This window comes from Pedococcus sp. P2_A3 (assembly GCF_056405035.1).
The window spans coordinates 76,139-94,086 of the sequence record NZ_JBFUCW010000013.1; the positions used below are offsets into that span (position 1 = coordinate 76,139).

Annotated in this window: 12 protein-coding genes and 1 tRNA gene; 10 read left to right on the forward strand and 3 right to left on the reverse strand. The window is 72.3% G+C overall.

What is annotated here, in order from left to right:
- Genes AC1DX8_RS11930 through idi form a run of 3 tightly spaced genes read left to right on the forward strand, consistent with a single transcriptional unit; the run spans position 1 to position 2,188 of the window.
- Positions 1–531 (forward strand): isoprenylcysteine carboxyl methyltransferase family protein, encoded by a 531-nt coding sequence (locus AC1DX8_RS11930; RefSeq protein WP_477630143.1) that lies wholly within the window; start codon positions 1–3, stop codon positions 529–531.
- Positions 528–1,586, forward strand: coding sequence for an NAD(P)/FAD-dependent oxidoreductase (locus AC1DX8_RS11935; RefSeq protein WP_477630144.1), 1,059 nt, complete (start codon positions 528–530; stop codon positions 1,584–1,586). The genes AC1DX8_RS11930 and AC1DX8_RS11935 overlap by 4 nt, the downstream gene beginning before the upstream one ends.
- Positions 1,583–2,188 (forward strand): isopentenyl-diphosphate Delta-isomerase, encoded by a 606-nt coding sequence (idi, locus tag AC1DX8_RS11940; RefSeq protein WP_477630145.1) that lies wholly within the window; start codon positions 1,583–1,585, stop codon positions 2,186–2,188. Before AC1DX8_RS11935 ends, idi begins: the two co-directional genes overlap by 4 nt.
- A gap of 134 nt (positions 2,189–2,322) precedes the next feature.
- On the opposite strand, the gene AC1DX8_RS11945 is transcribed toward idi, so the two are convergent.
- Positions 2,323–2,395 (reverse strand) — tRNA-Arg (locus AC1DX8_RS11945).
- A 460-nt stretch (positions 2,396–2,855) separates the two neighbouring features.
- Here AC1DX8_RS11945 and AC1DX8_RS11950 point away from each other — a divergent pair.
- Positions 2,856–4,691 (forward strand): phosphoenolpyruvate carboxykinase (GTP), encoded by a 1,836-nt coding sequence (locus AC1DX8_RS11950; RefSeq protein WP_477630146.1) that lies wholly within the window; start codon positions 2,856–2,858, stop codon positions 4,689–4,691.
- Positions 4,692–4,807: 116 nt separating this feature from the next.
- Here AC1DX8_RS11950 and AC1DX8_RS11955 read toward each other — a convergent pair whose 3' ends face one another.
- Entirely contained in the window at positions 4,808–5,653 is an 846-nt protein-coding gene (locus AC1DX8_RS11955; RefSeq protein WP_477630147.1) for a DinB family protein, read from the reverse strand.
- Positions 5,611–6,210 (reverse strand): mycothiol transferase, encoded by a 600-nt coding sequence (locus AC1DX8_RS11960; RefSeq protein WP_477630148.1) that lies wholly within the window; start codon positions 6,208–6,210, stop codon positions 5,611–5,613. Before AC1DX8_RS11960 ends, AC1DX8_RS11955 begins: the two co-directional genes overlap by 43 nt.
- Positions 6,211–6,271: 61 nt before the next feature.
- Here AC1DX8_RS11960 and AC1DX8_RS11965 point away from each other — a divergent pair, with 61 nt between their 5' ends.
- From AC1DX8_RS11965 to AC1DX8_RS11990, 6 genes are all read left to right on the forward strand, one after another.
- Positions 6,272–7,231 carry a helix-turn-helix transcriptional regulator gene (locus AC1DX8_RS11965; protein ID WP_477630149.1) on the forward strand — a complete coding sequence of 320 codons (960 nt, stop codon included), beginning with the start codon at positions 6,272–6,274 and terminating at the stop codon, positions 7,229–7,231.
- A gap of 182 nt (positions 7,232–7,413) precedes the next feature.
- Positions 7,414–11,151 carry a DUF4132 domain-containing protein gene (locus tag AC1DX8_RS11970; RefSeq protein ID WP_477630150.1) on the forward strand — a complete coding sequence of 1,246 codons (3,738 nt, stop codon included), beginning with the start codon at positions 7,414–7,416 and terminating at the stop codon, positions 11,149–11,151.
- Positions 11,148–12,245 carry an ATP-binding protein gene (locus AC1DX8_RS11975; protein ID WP_477630151.1) on the forward strand — a complete coding sequence of 366 codons (1,098 nt, stop codon included), beginning with the start codon at positions 11,148–11,150 and terminating at the stop codon, positions 12,243–12,245. The genes AC1DX8_RS11970 and AC1DX8_RS11975 overlap by 4 nt, the downstream gene beginning before the upstream one ends.
- A 2-nt stretch (positions 12,246–12,247) precedes the next feature.
- Positions 12,248–14,731, forward strand: a complete 2,484-nt coding sequence (locus tag AC1DX8_RS11980) for a DUF5682 family protein (RefSeq protein WP_477630152.1) — start codon at positions 12,248–12,250, stop codon at positions 14,729–14,731.
- Positions 14,728–15,852: a VWA domain-containing protein gene (locus tag AC1DX8_RS11985; RefSeq protein WP_477630153.1), complete on the forward strand. Its 1,125-nt coding sequence runs from the start codon at positions 14,728–14,730 to the stop codon at positions 15,850–15,852. Before AC1DX8_RS11980 ends, AC1DX8_RS11985 begins: the two co-directional genes overlap by 4 nt.
- On the forward strand, positions 15,849–17,933 hold the full coding sequence (locus AC1DX8_RS11990) for a hypothetical protein (RefSeq protein WP_477630154.1): 2,085 nt from the start codon (positions 15,849–15,851) through the stop codon (positions 17,931–17,933). Before AC1DX8_RS11985 ends, AC1DX8_RS11990 begins: the two co-directional genes overlap by 4 nt.
- Positions 17,934–17,948: the final 15 nt, after the last annotated feature.

Below are 17,948 nucleotides of genomic sequence, written 5' to 3' on the forward strand. Positions count from 1 at the left end.
ATGACCACGTCCCAGGCACTGTTCACCGCGCTCCTCTTCGTGGTGGGGCTCGAACGCCTCGCCGAGATGGTCGTGTCCAGGCGTCACGCCGCGTGGGCCTTCGCCCGCGGTGGGGTGGAGTCGGGCCGCGGCCACTTCCCGGCCATGGTGCTGCTGCACACGGCGCTGCTCGTCGGGGCGCTGGTCGAGGTCGTCGCGGCCGATCGGCCCTTCCTCCCGTTGCTGGGGTGGCCGATGCTCGTCCTCGTCGTGCTCGCGCAAGGCCTGCGCTGGTGGTGCATCTCGACCCTGGGACCGCACTGGAACACGCGCGTGATCGTGGTGCCCGGGGCGTCGTTGGTGGCGGGCGGCCCCTACCGCCTCCTGCGCCACCCCAACTACGTGGCCGTCGTCCTCGAAGGCCTCGCCCTGCCGTTGGTCCACACCGCCTGGGTGACGGCGGTGGCCTTCACCATCCTGAACCTCGTCCTGCTGTCCGTCCGGATCCGCGTGGAGGAGCAGGCCCTCGGGCTCCGAGCCGGTGCCGCGTGAGCGTCGACCTCCTCGTCATCGGCGGCGGCCCGGTGGGCCTCGGGACAGCCCTGTATGCCGCGCGGCGTGGCCTCACGGTCGAGGTGCTCGAACCCCGGCGCGGACCGCTCGACAAGGCGTGCGGCGAGGGCCTGATGCCGGGAGGTCTGGCCGCGCTGGCCGACCTGGGTGTGCACCCCGACGGCCACCCCTTCGACGGCATCCGGTACCTGTCGCGCCACGGCAGCGCCGTCGCCGACTTCACGCACGGCCCCGGGCTGGGCGTCCGGCGCACCGAGCTGCACGGCAGGCTGGCGGCGGCAGCCACCGCCGCTGGCGTGACCGTGCACCCGCTGTCGGCGACCGACCTGCGCCAGGACGACACCGGCGTCGACGTGACCACGCGACACCCTGGCGGCGAGGTCGGTCCGAGGTTTCGAGCGAGCCACGTGGTCGCTGCCGACGGTCTGCACTCGTGGACCCGTCGCCACCTCGGCCTCGACCGACCCTCGGGAGGGCCCGGCCGGTACGGGCTGCGTCAGCACTTCGCGATCTCGCCGTGGTCGAGGCACGTCGACGTCCTCTGGGCCGCGGACGCCGAGGCCTACGTCACCCCCGTCTCGGACGACCTCGTCGGCGTGGCGGTCCTCAGCAGCCGACGCCGGCCGTTCGCGGAGCAGCTCGGGCAGTTCCCGCCGCTGGCCGAGCGGCTGGCGGGCGCGGAGGTGGCCTCGGCCGTGCAGGGGGCCGGCCCGTTGCGGCAACGCAGCCGCCATCGCGTGGCCGGCCGGGTGCTGCTGGTGGGCGACGCCGGAGGCTACGTGGACGCGCTGACCGGCGAGGGCATCTCGCTCGGGCTGGCGCAGGCGCGGGCGGCGGTCGCCGCGGTGGCTGCCGGCCGGCCGGGTGACTACGAGCGCGGGTGGCTCGCGGCCACCTGGCGGTGCTCGCTGCTGACCCACGGACTGCTCCAGGCCACCCGGCCGAAGCTCACCCGTCGCGCCCTGGTGCCCCTGGCGGCGCGTGCCCCGTGGGTGTTCTCGGCGGCGGTCAACGAGCTGGGGCGGTCGGCATGACCGAGCTCGTCGTCCTGCTCGACCACGACGGCCACGCGGTGGGCACCCAGGACAAGGTGACCGTCCACCACGGCGCGACGCCCCTGCACCTGGCCTTCTCGGCATACCTCTTCGACCCCGACGGCGCCCTGCTCGTCACGCAGCGCGCGGCCACGAAGGCGACCTTCCCGGGGGTGTGGACCAACTCGGTCTGCGGCCACCCCGGGCCGGGCGAGGCGCTCGACACGGCGGCGCGGCGCCGGGCGCTGGACGAGTTGGGGGTGACCGTCGCCGAGCTGCGCCTCGTGCTGCCGGAGTTCGCGTACGTCGCGGCGATGGGCGCAGTGGTCGAGAACGAACGGTGCCCCGTGTTCGTCGGGCAACTCCCGGCACGTGGGCTCGCCCTCGACCCGGCGGAGGTCGGGGGGGCTGAGTGGGTGCCGTGGACGAGGTTCGCCACCGACGTGCTGGGCGGGCGGCGGGCGGTGTCCTCCTGGTGCCGCGAGCAGGTCGAGCAGCTCGTGCTGCTCGGGCCCGACCCTGCGCACTGGCCGGCTGCCGAGGCCAGCCTGCTCCCCCCAGCCGCACGCCTCGCCGGACATGTGGACCCGTCACGTCAGTGAGCAGCAACCGACTGTCAGGGTCAGGCTGGGAGTGGGTTGGCGCTCAGTCGCGGCTGCCGATGCGGCCCGGGCACGAGTAAGGCCCCCGTCGCGTTTCCGCGAGCGGGGGCCCCATCGTCTGTCTCAACGCAGAGTGCGCCCGAAGGGATTCGAACCCCTAACCTTCTGATCCGTAGTCAGATGCTCTATCCGTTGAGCTACGGGCGCGAATGTCGCCCTGAGATTCCTTGTGGGATCGCCCAGAGCAACGACGGGAAAGACTACCGGCTCGACCCCACGCCGACGAAATCGGTATGCCGGCCCGCCCGGGCCGCCCGGCGGCATACCTCTCGCTGGGGCGCCTCGAAGCCGCGGTCAGGGGGGCCGAGGCGCGTCCGGCGGCCAGCGGCCGACCGAGCCGAAAGGCAAGAAACGCAACGGAATCCGCCGTCTTCTTGCAACGCCTGCAAGAAGGTTGCAAGGCCCGGATTCCTACTCCCCGGTTGTGAGGCTTTTCACCAGCCATCTAGACCTTGCGCGGTATCTACTGGCGCGTAGGGGGGCGTACCTTGGCCAGATCAGGAGCGTTCACCATGTGGACACCCGGTCGGATGACCGGTGTCGGCGTGGACGCATCACCTCATGATCCGGGGGAGCACCGACCCGGACGAAAGGGACGGCCGATCACATGACGACCGAGGCGACGCACACCGACCAGCGAGCAGGCGGCACGACGCACGCCGGTCTGCAGGCATGGGTCGACGAGGTGGCCGCGATGACCACCCCCGACCACATCGAGTGGGTCACCGGCTCCGCTGCCGAGTGGACCCGACTGACCGACAAGCTCGTCGAGGCCGGCACGTTCGTGCGCCTCAACGAGGAGAAGAAGCCGAACAGCTTCTACGCCGCCTCCGACCCGACCGACGTCGCCCGGGTCGAGGACCGCACCTTCATCTGCAGCGTGGACGAGAAGGACGCCGGGCCCACCAACAACTGGATGGACCCGAACGAGATGAAGGACCTCATGCGCGGCCTCTACGCCGGCTGCATGAAGGGCCGCACCATGTACGTCATCCCGTTCGTCATGGGTCACGTCGAGGCCGAGAACCCGATGTTCGGTGTCGAGATCACCGACTCCGAGTACGTCGTGGCCTCCATGCGGGTGATGGCCCGCTGCGGCGTCACCGTGCTGCGCCGCATCGAGGAGCTCGGCGAGAACGCCAAGTACGTCCCCGCCCTGCACTCGGTCGGCGCCCCGCTCGAGCCCGGCCAGGCCGACGTGAAGTGGCCCTGCAACACCGAGAAGTACATCGTCCAGTTCCCCGAGGAGCGGATGATCTGGTCCTACGGCTCCGGCTACGGCGGCAACGCGCTCCTGGGCAAGAAGTGCTACTCGCTGCGCATCGCCTCGGTGATGGCCCGCGACGAGGGCTGGCTCGCCGAGCACATGCTCATCCTCAAGCTGATCTCCCCGGAGCAGCAGGTCTACTACATCGCCGCGGCCTTCCCGAGCGCCTGCGGCAAGACCAACCTCGCCATGCTCGCCCCGACCATCCCGGGATGGAAGGTCGAGACCCTCGGYGACGACATCGCCTGGATGCGCTTCGGCGAGGACGGTCGCCTGTATGCCGTGAACCCCGAGTTCGGCTTCTTCGGCGTCGCCCCCGGCACCAACGAGCACACCAACCCCAACGCGATGAAGACCATCAACAAGGGCAACTCGGTCTTCACCAACGTCGCGCTCACCGACGACCAGGACATCTGGTGGGAGGGCCTGGAGAACACGCCGGCCCACGCCACCAGCTGGAAGGGCGAGGACTGGACGCCCGACTCCGACGAGCTCTCGAGCCACGCGAACAGCCGCTACTGCACCCCCATCGAGCAGTGCGACATCCTCGCGGAGGAGTACTACGACCCCAAGGGCGTGCCGATCTCGGCGATCTTCTTCGGCGGGCGCCGCAAGACCACCGTCCCGCTGGTGACCGAGTCGCGCGACTGGGTGCACGGCACCTTCATGGGCGCCACGCTCTCCTCCGAGACCACCGCGGCGGCCACCGGGGCCGTCGGTGTGGTCCGCCGCGACCCGATGGCGATGCTGCCGTTCATCGGCTACAACGCCGGTGACTACTTCCAGCACTGGATCAACCTGGGCAAGGACGCCGACGCCTCCAAGCTCCCGAAGATCTTCTACGTCAACTGGTTCCGGCGCGGTGACGACGGCGGCTTCCTCTGGCCGGGCTTCGGCGAGAACAGCCGAGTCCTCAAGTGGGCGATCGAGCGCATCGAGGGCAAGGCCGCCGCGGTCGAGACCCCCATCGGCCACGTCCCGACCCCGGAGTCGCTCGACACGTCCGGGCTGGACATGAGCGACGCCGAGCTCGAGCAGGCGCTCGCCGTCGACGCCGACGAGTGGAAGGCCGAGATCCCGCAGATCGAGGAGTGGTTCGCCAAGTTCGGCGACACCCTCCCGACCCAGCTCCGGGTCGAGCTCGACGGGCTCAAGGCCCGCCTCGGCGTGGAGTGACGGTGAGCTAGCTCGTGTGCCGCCCACGCGGCATACCGTCGAAAGGCCCGGAACCGCACAGGTTCCGGGCCTTTCGCGTGGCCTTGGCACGTGGAGCGTGCGCGACACGCTGGGCGTCAGGGGTGTGGTTCAGCGTGTCGTGCACTCTCGAGGACGGCGAGGTCGCGGATGGCGTACTGGTGGTGGTACCACTCCTCGTTGACGATGCACCCCACCACGTCGGCGACGAGGAAGTCTCGCGACTCGGGGTAGCCCGGCTCGGCGACGGGGGTCGTCCGGCTCTCGACCTGGGCGTCGGTCAGCCCGTCCACCACCTCGCGCATGGTGGCCATCCGGTCGCGACGCAGCTCCAGCACCTCCTCCAGCGACGGACGTGCCGACTGGTCGCGTGGCACCGAGGGGAGGTCGGCCATGTCGTCGTGGGGCAGGTCGAGCGGGCTCCACGGAGACGGGTCGCCCAGGAGCGCGCGCCGGATCCACGCATCGGTCGCGAAGACCAGGTGACGCTGCGTCTCGATGAACGACCACTCGCCGTCGACTCGTTCGTGCAGGAGCGAGGGGTCCAGCCGCCGGGCGCGTTCGACGGTCTCGGCCCACCGCCGCTCGAGGATGTCCCAGGCCTCGCGGAACTCGGCCGGCGTCCGTGGCCGCATCTTGGCGCGGTCGGGCTCGCGGCGGTCGAGCTCGGCCTCGACGAAGTCGGTGACGTCGACGCCGTTGACGGTCAGGCGCTCCACCTCGCCGGTGATGTCGACGTCGACGACCTGCGAGCCGGTGATCCGCGCGCCCTTCAAGGCCACGTTCTTGAACCGCGCGCCGACCAGGTAGGTGTCGTCGAACAGGGCGTCGGTGAAGTCGAACCGCTGGAACCTCGCGCCGCGGTGCGTCGCGTCGAAACCCGGGTGCTCGTCGTGGTCGGTCATCGCGCCGGCCAGGTCCAGGCCCCCGACACCGGTTGCCACCCCGGCGGTGGGTCCTCGCCGACGCGGCCGTCGACCGCCTCACGGAGCAAGTCGGCGTGCCCGGTGTGGCGGCCGTACTCCTCGACCATGTCGAGCACGAGCCGGCGCACATTGGCGTGGTGGCCCGCGCCGTCGGTCGCGTGCACCGGGCCGTCCAGCCCGCCGTGGCGCAGGGCCGCGGCCAGGCTGGCGCGGGCCCTGGCCACCGCGCCGTCGTAGAGCGCGTACAGCGTCTCGGGCTGGTCCCCGGCCGCCGACTCGAACTCCCAGTCGTCGCTGTCGTCCCACCCGTTGTCGTCCCACACCGGGTCCATCGGGGCGCCCGACAGCTTGGTGCTGAACTTGTGGTCCTCGGCAACGGCGAGGTGCTTGAGCAGACTGCCGAGGGTCAGGGTGGAGGACCCGATCCGAGCGCCCAGCCCCGCGGAGTCGAGGTCATCGGCCTTGTAACGGAAGGTGGCTCGCATCCGGTCGAGCGCCCCGAGGAGCGCCTCTTCCTCGGTGCCGGCCAGCGGAGGTTCCCACGGGGTGTCGGTGATGGTCTCTGTCGGTGCCATCCCTGCACGCTAGGACCTGTTCCGGACGTTCGGCTTCCGCTTGTCGTCCTACGCTGTCGCCATGTCGCGCACCGACACCAGTCCCACCGCCCGGGCGCTGCTGGCGCTCGAGCTGATCCAGGGCAGCCCCGGCATCAGCGCGGGTCGGCTCGCCGAGCGTCTCGAGGTCACCCAACGCGCAGCCCGGCGCTACGTCGCGATCCTCCGCGAGGCCGGCATACCCCTGGAGTCCGAGCGCGGACCCTACGGCGGCTACCGCGTCGGGCGCGGGCTCCGGCTCCCGCCGCTGATGTTCGAGGCGTCCGAGGCGCTCGCCCTCGTCATGGCGGTGCTCGACGGCCACCACGAGGCGGCCGACGCCGCCGACCCCGCCGGCAGTGCCCTGGGCAAGATCATCAGGGCCCTCCCCCAGCCCGTGGCCGAGCAGGCCGAAGCCGTGCGCCGCGCCGCCGCCCCGGCCCCCGACCGCGCCGCCGCGCGGCCGAACCCCCAGACCACGACGGCCCTCGTCCAGGCGAGCATCGAGCGTGCGCGGGTGCGCCTCGGCTACCGCACCGAAGCCGGACGTGAGTGGTCGCAGGAGGTCGATCCGTGGGCCGTCGTCATCCGGCACGGCCGTTGGTACCTGCTCTGCTGGAGCCACGCCGCGAGCGCCCGTCGCGCCTTCCGCATCGACCGGGTCACCGCCGTCGCGGCGCTCGACGAGCGGTTCGAGCCGCCGCAGGACCTCGACGCCGTCGCCGAGCTCGAGACCCACCTGGCGGCCGGCTGGGAGTACGACACCGAGGTGGTGGTGGAGGCCCCCCTCGAGACGGTGACCCGGTGGCTGCCCCGGGGTCTCGGTCGGCTCGAGGAAGGGACCGGGGGCACGACCAGGCTCGTGGGCAGCACCAGCGCCCCCGCCTGGTATGCCGAGCAGCTCGCCGTCCTTCCGGTGGCCTACCGGATCGTCAACGGCCCGGAGCTGCGCGGGGCAGCGCGACAGATCGCCGAGCGGATGGCGCAGGCGGCCCGCGACTGACCGGTGCGGGCGTGCGGGCGGGCGTGCGTGCGCCCGGACCCGGGGCTGCCGGGGAGCGGCAGCACCTTCGGCCGAGCTGTTCGCGAACACGACCCTTCAGGCGGTTCGGTCGACTATCTTCGTGCCGTCCGCGCACGGGGCGCGCCTCGGCGCTGTCGGTCTGTGATGAGGAGGGGGCGCGGATGGCCGCGTGGTTCAGGAAGAAGGAGTCGGACGAGGGGGTCCTGCCGAAGGCCTGGCGCAGCGCGCTCGACGAGGTGCTCAAGGGGCTGGCTCGCGGACACGAGGACCTGCCCGGGGAGGTCCGTTCCTACGTCCTCACGGGTGAACCGATCAGCTGCCTCGCCAAGGTGGCCACGTGCGACGACGCCCCGCACGTGCTCGGGGGCAGCGGGTGGGGACGCCCCGCGTCGGAGACGGCCAACGGCAGGTTGTATGCCGCCCTGCCGGGGGTGCCCACCGAGGTGCTCCTGCGCTGGGCCCGGGTGCTCGAACCCGCCGTCATGGCCCATGCGTGGCAGGCGCAGCTCGAGGAGGTCAACGGTCGGCGGACGGTCGAGGCCCTCCTGAGGGCGGTGGCCCTCACCAACCGCGTGGCGGCCGACCGGCAGGTGCGTGGCGCCCTGACGCACGCTGCGATCGAGGACCTGCTCGAAGCGGACGGCAGCCCACGGTCGGCCATCCTGGTGCGCGCCTTCGGCCCCAGCCCGGCGATGTACCAGTCCGGCCTCGGTGAGGTCCGGACCCTGCTGACGGTCCTGCCCGACTACGACGAGGCGGTGCACCGCCACGCCGTCGACGTGCGGGAGGCGATCGCGCGGGCCAAGGCCGCCACCCTGTTGTTCGCGGTGGAGCTGCTGGCCGGGGTGACGGCCGGGACCCGTGAGCTGTTCGCCGCGGAGCTCACTGACATCGCCACGTCGACCAGCGCGCGGGCTCGGGAAGCGGCAACTCCCCTGGTCGTCAGCGGCGGGCCCGCCATGACCGGGCCGCTGCGCGAACGGGCGACCGACGGAAGGCCCGAGCAACGACTGCACGCCCTACGCCTCCTGCGCAGCCTCGCGACCACCGACGCCGACCGCGCCTGGACCGAGGAGACCGCTGCCGCCGACCGGGCCCCCAGCGTCGTGGCACTCGTCGAGGAGTGGGCCGGTGCCCCCGACCCCGACGACGCCGCAGAGGTCGTGCCCGACACCGAGCCCCGCCCGGTCATCGACTGGACCGTCAAGCTCACCCCCGGCCTCCACGACGTGTTCGACACGTTCCTGCGGCAGACCAACGCGGGGATCGACAAGTCCAACGCCCAGCTGGCTCGCCAGGCCGAGGCCTTCAAGGCCCGGCACGGCAACGTCCCCGGCTGGATGAAGCCGGAACCCCACCTGGCGAAGGCCGAGCTCGACGCCCTGCTGGGCCGCATGGCAGCGGGCCGGCCGCCCCGGGCCACGAGCACGACCGGCATCCATCCCCTCTCGCACACGGGCGCGGCATACATGCAGGAGCTGGCCCGACAGCCCGAGGTCACGCTCGCCGCACTGGCCCACCTGTTCCACCACTTCGGCATGCTCGTCCAGCACGACGGGACGATGGACCGGCAAGCGGCTGGGTGCTTCAACGCCCGACATGACGCGCTCGGYACACCCACGCTCAACGAGCTGGCCGCCCTCTACGACGACATGGGGCTCGACGGGCCCCGGGCGGTCCTGCGCCGCCACTGCGCCAGCTGGGGCGAGGTCCTCGGGCGGGACTGGCCGCGGGAGGCAGTGGCTCCGTTCGTGGCCGCCCACCTCGACGAGGTTGCGGCCTCGCTCGGCCGCCAGAACGACAGCTACGTCGACGACGCGGCGCCCTACCGCGCCATCGCCACCCTGTCCACGCTGCCGCGGTCGCTCGTGGAGCGGATCTTCCCCGTCGCCCTGACCGGCCCCAAGGCGCACCGCCGGCTGGCGCAGGAGGCGCTGGCCCGCTTGCCCGAGCGCGACCGCCGCGTGGCCACCGCCCTGGCCGACGGCAAGGCGGAGGTCCGCGTCGAGGCGGCCCGCTGGATCGGCCGTGAAGGCATCGCCACCGCCGTCCCGGCCCTCGAGCAGGCCCTGGCCAAGGAGAAGCAGGACGTCGCCAAGGGCGCCATCCTCGAGGCGCTCGAGGCGCTCGGGAAGCCGGTCGAGGACTACCTCGACCGCGACGCCCTCGCCGCCGAGGCCGAGAAGGGGGTCGCCAAGGGGCTGCCCAAGGACCTCGACTGGTTCCCGTGGGCCGCCCTGCCGGAGGTGCGGTGGGCCGACACCGGCGAGCCGGTGTCCCTCACCACGCTGCAGTCACTGTTCGCCCAGGCCGTCAAGGCGAAGTCCGCGGAGCCCAACGCGATCCTGCGTCGCTACTGCGCGATGTTCGCCGCCGCCGACCGCGTGCGCCTGGGCCAGTTCGTCCTCGACACGTGGATCGCGAAGGACCTCGAGCCGGTCGACCGCGAGACCGCGGAGGCCGCCGCCCGCACCCAGGCGGGGTGGACCCACCAGTGGATGCAGCGCAATCCCGTCCACTTCCAGGACGACCCGCTGCTCGGCCTGACCCTGGAGCAGATCACGGCGCACTACCTGCCGGCGCAGCTGCGCCAACCACGGGGCTCGGCCACCACCACCAAGGGCCTGCTGGCCGTCGCCGCAGCCTGCGCCGGGGAGGGCGCGGCCGCGTCCGCCTCCCGGTACCTGCAGGAGTGGTACGGCATGCGCGCCGCCCAGGGCAAGGCGTTGATCGGGATGCTGGCCTGGGTCGACCACCCGAGCGCCACCCAGCTGATGTTGTCGGTCGGGTCGCGGTTCCGCACCAAGTCGTTCCAGGACGAGGCCACCCGGCAGGCGGAGGTCATGGCCGAGCGCAAGGGCTGGACGCTGAGCGAGCTGGCCGACCGCACCATCCCCACGGCGGGCCTCGACGCGACGGGGGTGCTGCAGCTTCCCTACGGCGAGCGGGTCTTCACCGCGACCCTCATGCCCGACCTCACCCTCGAGCTGCGCAACCCCGAGGGGAAGAAGGTCGCCTCGCTCCCGACCCCCCGCAAGACCGACGACGAGGACCGCGCGAAGGAGTCCAAGAAGGCGCTGGCCGCAGGACGCAAGGAGGTCAAGGCGGTCGTGAAGCTGCAGGGCGAACGGCTCTACGAGGCCCTCTGCACCGACCGTGACTGGCCGTTCGAGGACTGGGACCGCTACCTCAACCGGCACCCCCTGATGCACCTGCTCGTCCAGCGACTTGTCTGGGTGGTCACGCCCGACCCGACGGCGGACGCTGACTCTGAGAGCACCGAGCGCACGAGTGACGGCGCAGGCACGGGCACCTTCTTCCGACCCCTCGACGACTTCACCCTGACCGACCTCGACGACGAGGAGGTCACCCTCGCGCCGGGCGACCGCGTGCGGCTGGCGCACGACACCAACCTGCCCGCCGACGTCGTGGCGGCGTGGCAGCAGCACCTCGCCGACTACGAGGTCTCCCCGCTCTTCCAGCAGTTCGGCAAGGGCACGTTCGCGCTGGGCGAGGACCGGCGCAGGGACACGGAGATCACCGACTTCCGCGGCTGCCTGGTCGAGGCGTTCACGCTGCGCGGCCGGGCCACCCGACTCGGCTACACCCGCGGGAGCACCGAGGACGGCGGCTGGTTCTACTCCTACGAGAAGCGCTTCCCGACGCTCGGCATGAGCACCCGCATCGAGTTCTCCGGCAACGGTCTCCCCGAGGAGAACCGCACCGTGGCCCTGACCGCCCTGGGGTTCCAGCGCCACACCGAGGACGGGCACACGTCTGCGATGCTGCTCGGCGACGTACCGGCCGTGCTGCTGTCGGAGGCGTACAACGACATGAGGGTGCTCGCCGGCGAGGGCTCCGGACCCGACCCCGACTGGGAGAAGAAGGTGCTCATGTGACCACGTCACCCACGATCCTGCGGGCCCCGGCCGAGCAGGTGTATGCCGGTGAGCTCGCCGCGCTCGCGGAGCGTGACCGCGGCCCACGGCCCGAGGGATGGCAGCTGTCGCCACGGTCGGTGCGGACGTTCATCCTCGGTGACGACCAGGCCGGCGTCACGAAGAAGTACTACGGCGACGACGCCCTGGTCGACCGCTGTGTCGTGACCCTCATGAGCAACCGTGGCCTGCTGCTCGTGGGCGAGCCGGGCACGGCCAAGTCGATGTTGTCCGAGCTGCTCGCCGCCGCCATCACCGGCGACTCCACGTGCACCGTCCAGGGCGCGTCCGGCACCACCAGCGACCAGATCACCTACTCCTGGAACTACGCCCTGCTGCTCGCCGAGGGACCCACCCAGCGGGCCCTCGTGAAGGGGCCCGTCTACGAGGCGATGGCCGGCGGACGGATCTGCCGGTTCGAGGAGGTCACCCGCGTCCAGCCGGAGATCCAGGACGTCCTCATCGGCCTGATGTCCGACAAGGTCCTGCACGTCCCCGAGCTCGAGGGCGATGACGCCACCGTGTTCGCCCAGCGCGGCTTCAACCTGCTGGCCACCGCGAACCTGCGCGACCGCGGCGTCCACGAGATGTCGAGCGCGCTCAAGCGACGGTTCAACTTCGAGACGGTGAAGCCGATCTCCGACCGCAGGCTCGAGGCGCGGCTGGTTCGTGAGCAGACCGATGCCCTGCTCGGGGTGGCCGGGGTGAGCACCCGCCTCGACGGCGAGGTGGTCGACCTGCTCGTGACGGCCTTCCACGACCTGCGCGACGGAGTGACCGCCGAGGGTGTCGTGGTCGAGAAGCCCAGCGCCGTGATGTCCTCCGCCGAGGCCGTCGCGGTGGGCTACGCCTCGGCCCTCGACGCGCACTACTTCGGCGACGGCGACGTCGGCGGGGAGCACGTGGCTCGCCAGCTCATCGGCACCGTCCTCAAGGACAACCCCGACGACGGCAAGAAGCTGCGCCACTACTTCGACGTCGTGGTCAAGGACCGTGCCCGCCGTGACCGCCAGTGGAAGCGGGTCCTCGACGCCCGCCGTGAGCTCGACCGCTGACGGTGGCTGCTGACCGTGTCGACGAGGTGTCCGTCGCTGGGCTGGTGACGAGCGACGAGGTCGACTCCCTCGCGCGGTCCCTGGTCACGGACGAGCTGGTGGTGATGCCCGTGCGCCACCACAGCCCGGCCTGCGCCCTCCAGGTGCGGCGGGCGATCGCAGAGCTGTCACCGTCGGCAGTGCTCATCGAGGGTCCTCGGGGCATGACCCCGCTCATCCCCCTCCTCGCCCACCCCCAGGCCGTCCTGCCGCTGGCGATCTACACGTATGCCGTCCGCAAGGCCGGGACGCAGGCGCAGCGGTGGAGCGCCTACTACCCGTTCTGCGACTACTCCCCGGAGCAGGTCGCCATCAGCGAGGCGGCGGCGCGTGGCATCCCCACGAGGTTCATCGACCTCGAGTTCGCCGAGCAGGCCGTGCTCGACGCCGACCGCGCCACCGCGGCACCCGAGGACGACCGCTCCAGCCACCCACCTCCCTCGGGGGAGTCGCTGCTCGAGGAGGGTCACTACCGCCACAGCCAGCGCCTCCAAGCCCTAGCCGAGCGACTCGGCTGCCGCGACCACGAGGACCTCTGGGAGCACCTCTTCGAGGCCGACGCCGAGACCACGTCGCGGCGCGAGCACGTCGCCCGCGTCGCGGCATACTGCCTGCTCGCGCGCCGCGACCACACCGCGGCCGAGCTGGCCTCGGACGGCACCACGGCGCGCGAGGCCGAGATGGTCTGGCACGTCAAGGAGGCCGTCGACGCCCGGCAGGTGGAGGCGGGACCGGTGCTCGTCGTGGTCGGCGGGTTCCACGCGGTCGCCCTCCCCGGGCTGCTCACCGACCCTCCTGGGCGGCCGTCGGTGTCACTGGCCGGGGTGACGGTCGACTCCGCGGTCATCCGCTACACGTTCGAGCGGCTCGAACGGCTGAACGGCTACGCCTCGGGCATGACCTCTCCGGCCTGGCACCAGCACCTGTGGAACCTCATGGCCGAGGGGACACCGCAGCCCCGCACCACGGCAGCCCTCACCGCACTGCTCGACATCACCGCCGAGCTGCGCCGTCGCCACCACATGCCGGTGCCCACTCCGGCAGTCGCCGCCGCGTACGAGCAGACCCTCCGGCTCGCCGAGCTGCGCGACCGGCCCGCGCCGCTGCGCAGCGACCTGCTCGACGCCGTCACGAGCTGCTTCGTCAAGGGCGAGGTCGACGTCGAGGGAGCCCTGGTGCGCTCGGCTGCCCGCCACGTCCTCACCGGCTCCGCGGTGGGCACCGTGCCGCCGGGCGCCGGCACACCACCACTGGTCGCCGACACCCTCGAGCGGCTGCGGCGGGCCCGGCTCGACCTCAACGGCCTCGAACGCCGGGTGACGGCCCTCGACATCTACCGCCGACCGGAGCACCGCACCAGCAGTCGGATGCTCCACGGTCTCGCGCTGCTCGCCGTGCCGTTCGCCCACCGCGTCGCCGGCCCCGACTTCGCTGCCGGGGTGGGGCTGGACCGGCTGCAGGAGAAGTGGGAGTACCTCTGGTCGCCTGCGACCGAGGGGTCGTTGGTCGAGGCGTCCGCCTACGGTCCCACCCTGCCCGAGGCAGTGGTCGCCCGGTTCGAGGAACACCTTGCAGCGCAACGGGATTCAGGTGCCAGACGCGACGCCCGCCAAGCCACGGGACTCCTCGCCCAGGCCTGCGTGCTGGGCCTGCACGGGCAGGCCACGGCCATCCTCCAGCTGGTGGCCGAGGCGATCGCGACCGACGCCGCCTTCGACGGGCTGGTGGAGGCCACCGTGCAGCTGGCGCTGCTGTCGGAGTCGCGCGAGCCGCTGGAGGCGCAGCACCTGACTCGCCTTCCCGACGTGCTGCGCGCGACCTACGAACGCGCCATCTACCTGGGACGCGAGCTCACCGGCGCTCAGTGCGAGCCGAGCGCCGCGGCGCAAGCACTGGTGTCGCTGCGCGAGCTGCTGGTGGGCGCCGCCGGGGAGTCGCTCGACGCCGACCTCTACTGGCAGATGGTCGAGCGGTTGCGCGACGGGCACGACCGGGCGATGGTGCGCGGCGCCGCCGCCGGTCTCTGCTACTCGGCGGGGCGGCTCGACTCTGCGGGACTGGCGCAGGCGGTGGCCGGGCACCTCGCGGGCACCTCGTCGCCCGCCGACGCCGTGGGGTTCCTGCGCGGCCTGCTCGTCACGGCGCGGGAGTCGGCGTGGCAGGAGCTGCCCCTCCTCGAGCGGGTCGACGAGCAGCTGACCGCCTGGGACGCCGACACGTTCATCGCGCACCTGCCCGAGCTGCGCCTGGCGTTCGCGGGCATGACGCCGTCCGAGACGGACCGCATCGCCACCCTGGTCGGCAGGCTCCACGGAATCGGCGACCTCGGCAGCCTCCTGATCCGCGACACCGACGACGAGACCGTGCGCACCCACCTCGTCGTGTCGGCTGCCGTGGTGGGCCTGCTCGAGCGCGACGGCCTGTCGGCCTGGGTGGGTGGCGCGTGAGCGGCGTGGAGCGGTGGCGGCTGGTGCTCGGCCGGTATGCCGGTCAGCGCCTCGGTCAGGCCACGCCCGGGTCCGAGGACGCTCGGATGGAGGCGGCCCTCGACTACCTCTACGGCCGCGAGTACGAGGGGCGAGGGGTCCGGCCGGACGGTGACGCGCTCGCGCCGGGGTCGCTCGACGACTCCCACCCCACCCTGGTGACCTGGCTGGGCGAGGTGCGTGACCTCTTCCCCCGGGAGAGCGCCGAGGTGCTCGAGCAGCACGCGCTCGACCGCTACGGCCTCACCGACCTGGTGACCGACCCGCAGACCCTCGAGCGGCTCGAACCCAGCGAGCACCTCCTCAAGACCCTGCTGGCCCTCAAGGGCCACCTCAACGGCGAGGTCCTCGAGATCGCCCGCCGGATCATCAGGCAGGTCGTGGAGGAGCTGCGGGCGAAGCTCGAGCTCGACCTGCGGCGGGCGATGGCCGGGCGGCTAAACCAGCATCGGCACTCCCCCCTGGCGGTCGGGGCGAACTTCGATGCGGTCGGCACGATCCGCCGCAACCTCAAGCACTACGACGCGCAGCGCCAGCAGCTGGTGCTGCAGGAGCTGCTGTTCTTCGAGCGGAACACCAGACGCCTCCCGTGGGACGTCATCGTCTGCGTCGACCAGAGCGGGAGCATGGTCGGATCGGTGATCCACAGCGCCGTCATGGCCGGCATCCTCACGGGACTGCCCGCCTTCCGGGTGCGGCTGGTCGTCTTCGACACCAACGTCGTCGACCTCACCAGCCAGGCGGACGACCCGGTGGAGGTGCTCATGCGGGTGCAGCTCGGCGGGGGCACCGACATCGCCAAGGCCGTGCGCTACTGCTCCCAGCTGGTGGAGCACCCCGAGCGCACGGTGCTGGTGCTCGTCACGGACTTCTGCGAGGGAGCGCCACCCGGCGAGCTCGTCCGCGCCGTGCGTGGTCTCGCCGAGGCCCGGGTCACCCTCCTCGGGCTGGCCGCCCTCGATGGTGAGGCCAACCCGTTCTACGACCGTGCCATGGCCCAGCGCCTCGTGGACTGTGGCATGAAGGTCGCTGCCCTCACCCCCTCGCAGCTGGCCACCTGGCTGGTCGAGGTGACGTCATGACCGCGCTGACCGCGCTGCTCGAACAGCTCTCGCGCTACGACGACGACGCCTGGGCAGCCCTGGCCAACCGTGGGCTGGTGCGACGGGCGCGCAAGGACCTCGAAGGCAGCGACCCCACCCTCACCGACACCGGGGACTCGGTGGTCGTGCAGCTCGGCACCCACTCCGTCACGTTCGACGCCGCTGGACCCCAGCACGCCCGGTGCAGCTGCCCCAGCGCCGTCGCCTGCCAGCACCTCGTGGCTGCCGGCATCTGGCTCGCCGAGCAGACCCCGCAGGGCACCACGTCGAGACCGCCCTCCGAAGGGCCGCTCGGCGGGGCCAGCGATGCCGTTCCGACGGGCGAGGCGGCACCGTCTCCCGTCGGCGGAGACGGCCTGCACGCCGAGCTCATGGCTTTCACCACCGCGGACCTCGTGGCGCACGCGGGCAAGGCCGGTCACCGGTGGGCCCACCAGTTCGCCGCCGATGCAGACCTGGTCGACGACGTGAGCATCACCGCCGGCCAACAGGTCCTGGTCACTCTGAGCAGCCCGCGGGTCGCGTTCCGCTACATGGGCGGTGGGGTCGGCAGCCTGGTGCCGGATGCGCGGCTCCCGGCGGTGGAGAAGTACCAGGTGGCCGTCGTCCTCCTCTACCAGCGGGCCCACGGCGCCGAACCCGAGGCCCCGACACCCCTGCCGGGCCGGGCCGCCACCGACGACTCGCTGGGCGACAGCCGGACCCGCCTGCGCGCCACCACCTCCCGACTCCTCACCGATGTCGTCCGCCTCGGCCTCTCCCACCTCTCACCGGCCGTGCACGAACGGTTCGAGACCGTGGCGGTCTGGGCCCAGGGAGCGTCCTACCCACGGCTCGCCCTGCTCCTGCGCCGACTCGCCAACCAGGTCGAGCTGCTCCTGGCCCGGTCGGCCGAAGCCGACGAACAGCGACTCCTCGACGACGTCGCGCTCGCCTTCGCCCTGGTGAACGCCCTCGAGGTGGCCGCTGGCCAGGGCGCGGCACCCGCCCATCTCGTCGGGGCTGCCCGTAACCGCTACGACGTCGTGCGACGGCTCGAGCTGGTGGGCCTCGGGTCGCTCCCGTGGCGCAGCGGGTCGGGTTACCACGGTTTGACGACGGTGTTCTGGTGGCCGCAGGAGCAGCGGTTCGTCTCGCTCACCGACGCACGACCAGAGAGCGTTCGCGGGTGGGACCCCCGCTCGCGGCACACGGCGTCGGGCCCCTGGCAGGGGCTCGTGTCGCCGGCCGCGGCCGGCGGCGCCAGGTTGGCGCTGACCAGTGCGCAGCTCAGCGCCTCCGGGCGGTTGTCCGGGGTGGAGTCGACCCAGGCGCTCGTGACACCCCTCGACGGGGCGGACCTGGTGGCCTCGCTCCCGGTGGTCACGCAGTGGCAGTCGCTGGAGAGCCCGCTGAGGGCCCGAGCCGGCCTCCTCTCCACCCCCGACCCGCTCCGGGACTGGGTCGTCCTGCAGCCCTCTGGCGTCGACCCGGCGCGCTTCGACCCGGTCACCCAGCGGCTCACCTGGCCGCTGCGCGACGCCGCCGGCGAGACGGTGACGCTGCGGCTCGGCTACACGCCCTTCGCCGCCGCGGCGGTCCGGCGGCTCGAGGCGCTGACCCCGGCCGACCTCGACGACGCCCTGGTCGTCTGCCGGCTGGCCCTGTCGCGCGACGGACTCGTGGGCGAGCCGCTCAGCCTGGTCCACCCGCGGCGGTTGGCGCCCGAGCACCCGGTCGAGTCGTTGTACTTCTCGGAGGGAGCCGCTCCGGTGGCCGTCCTGACGTCGCCTGCTGTGACCCGGCCGCTCGCTGCGCCCTTCGCTGCGCCCAGCCTGCTGCCCCGCGAGCTCCTCGACCTGCGCGGCTGGGTGGTCGCCACCGCTGAGCGCGGCACCGGTGCGACGACCGGCGCCGGCGTGGTCGCCACCCTCGAGCAGCACCACGACCGGCTCCGTGCCGTCGGCCTGGCCGCCTACCCGGCCACGATCGCGGACACCGACGCGGCCGAACAGCTCCTGCGTTCGCACTTCCTGACCCTGCAGGTCAGCGCCTTGCTCCTGGGCCGCTCTGAGGAGTGACCGGCCACGCGGCAT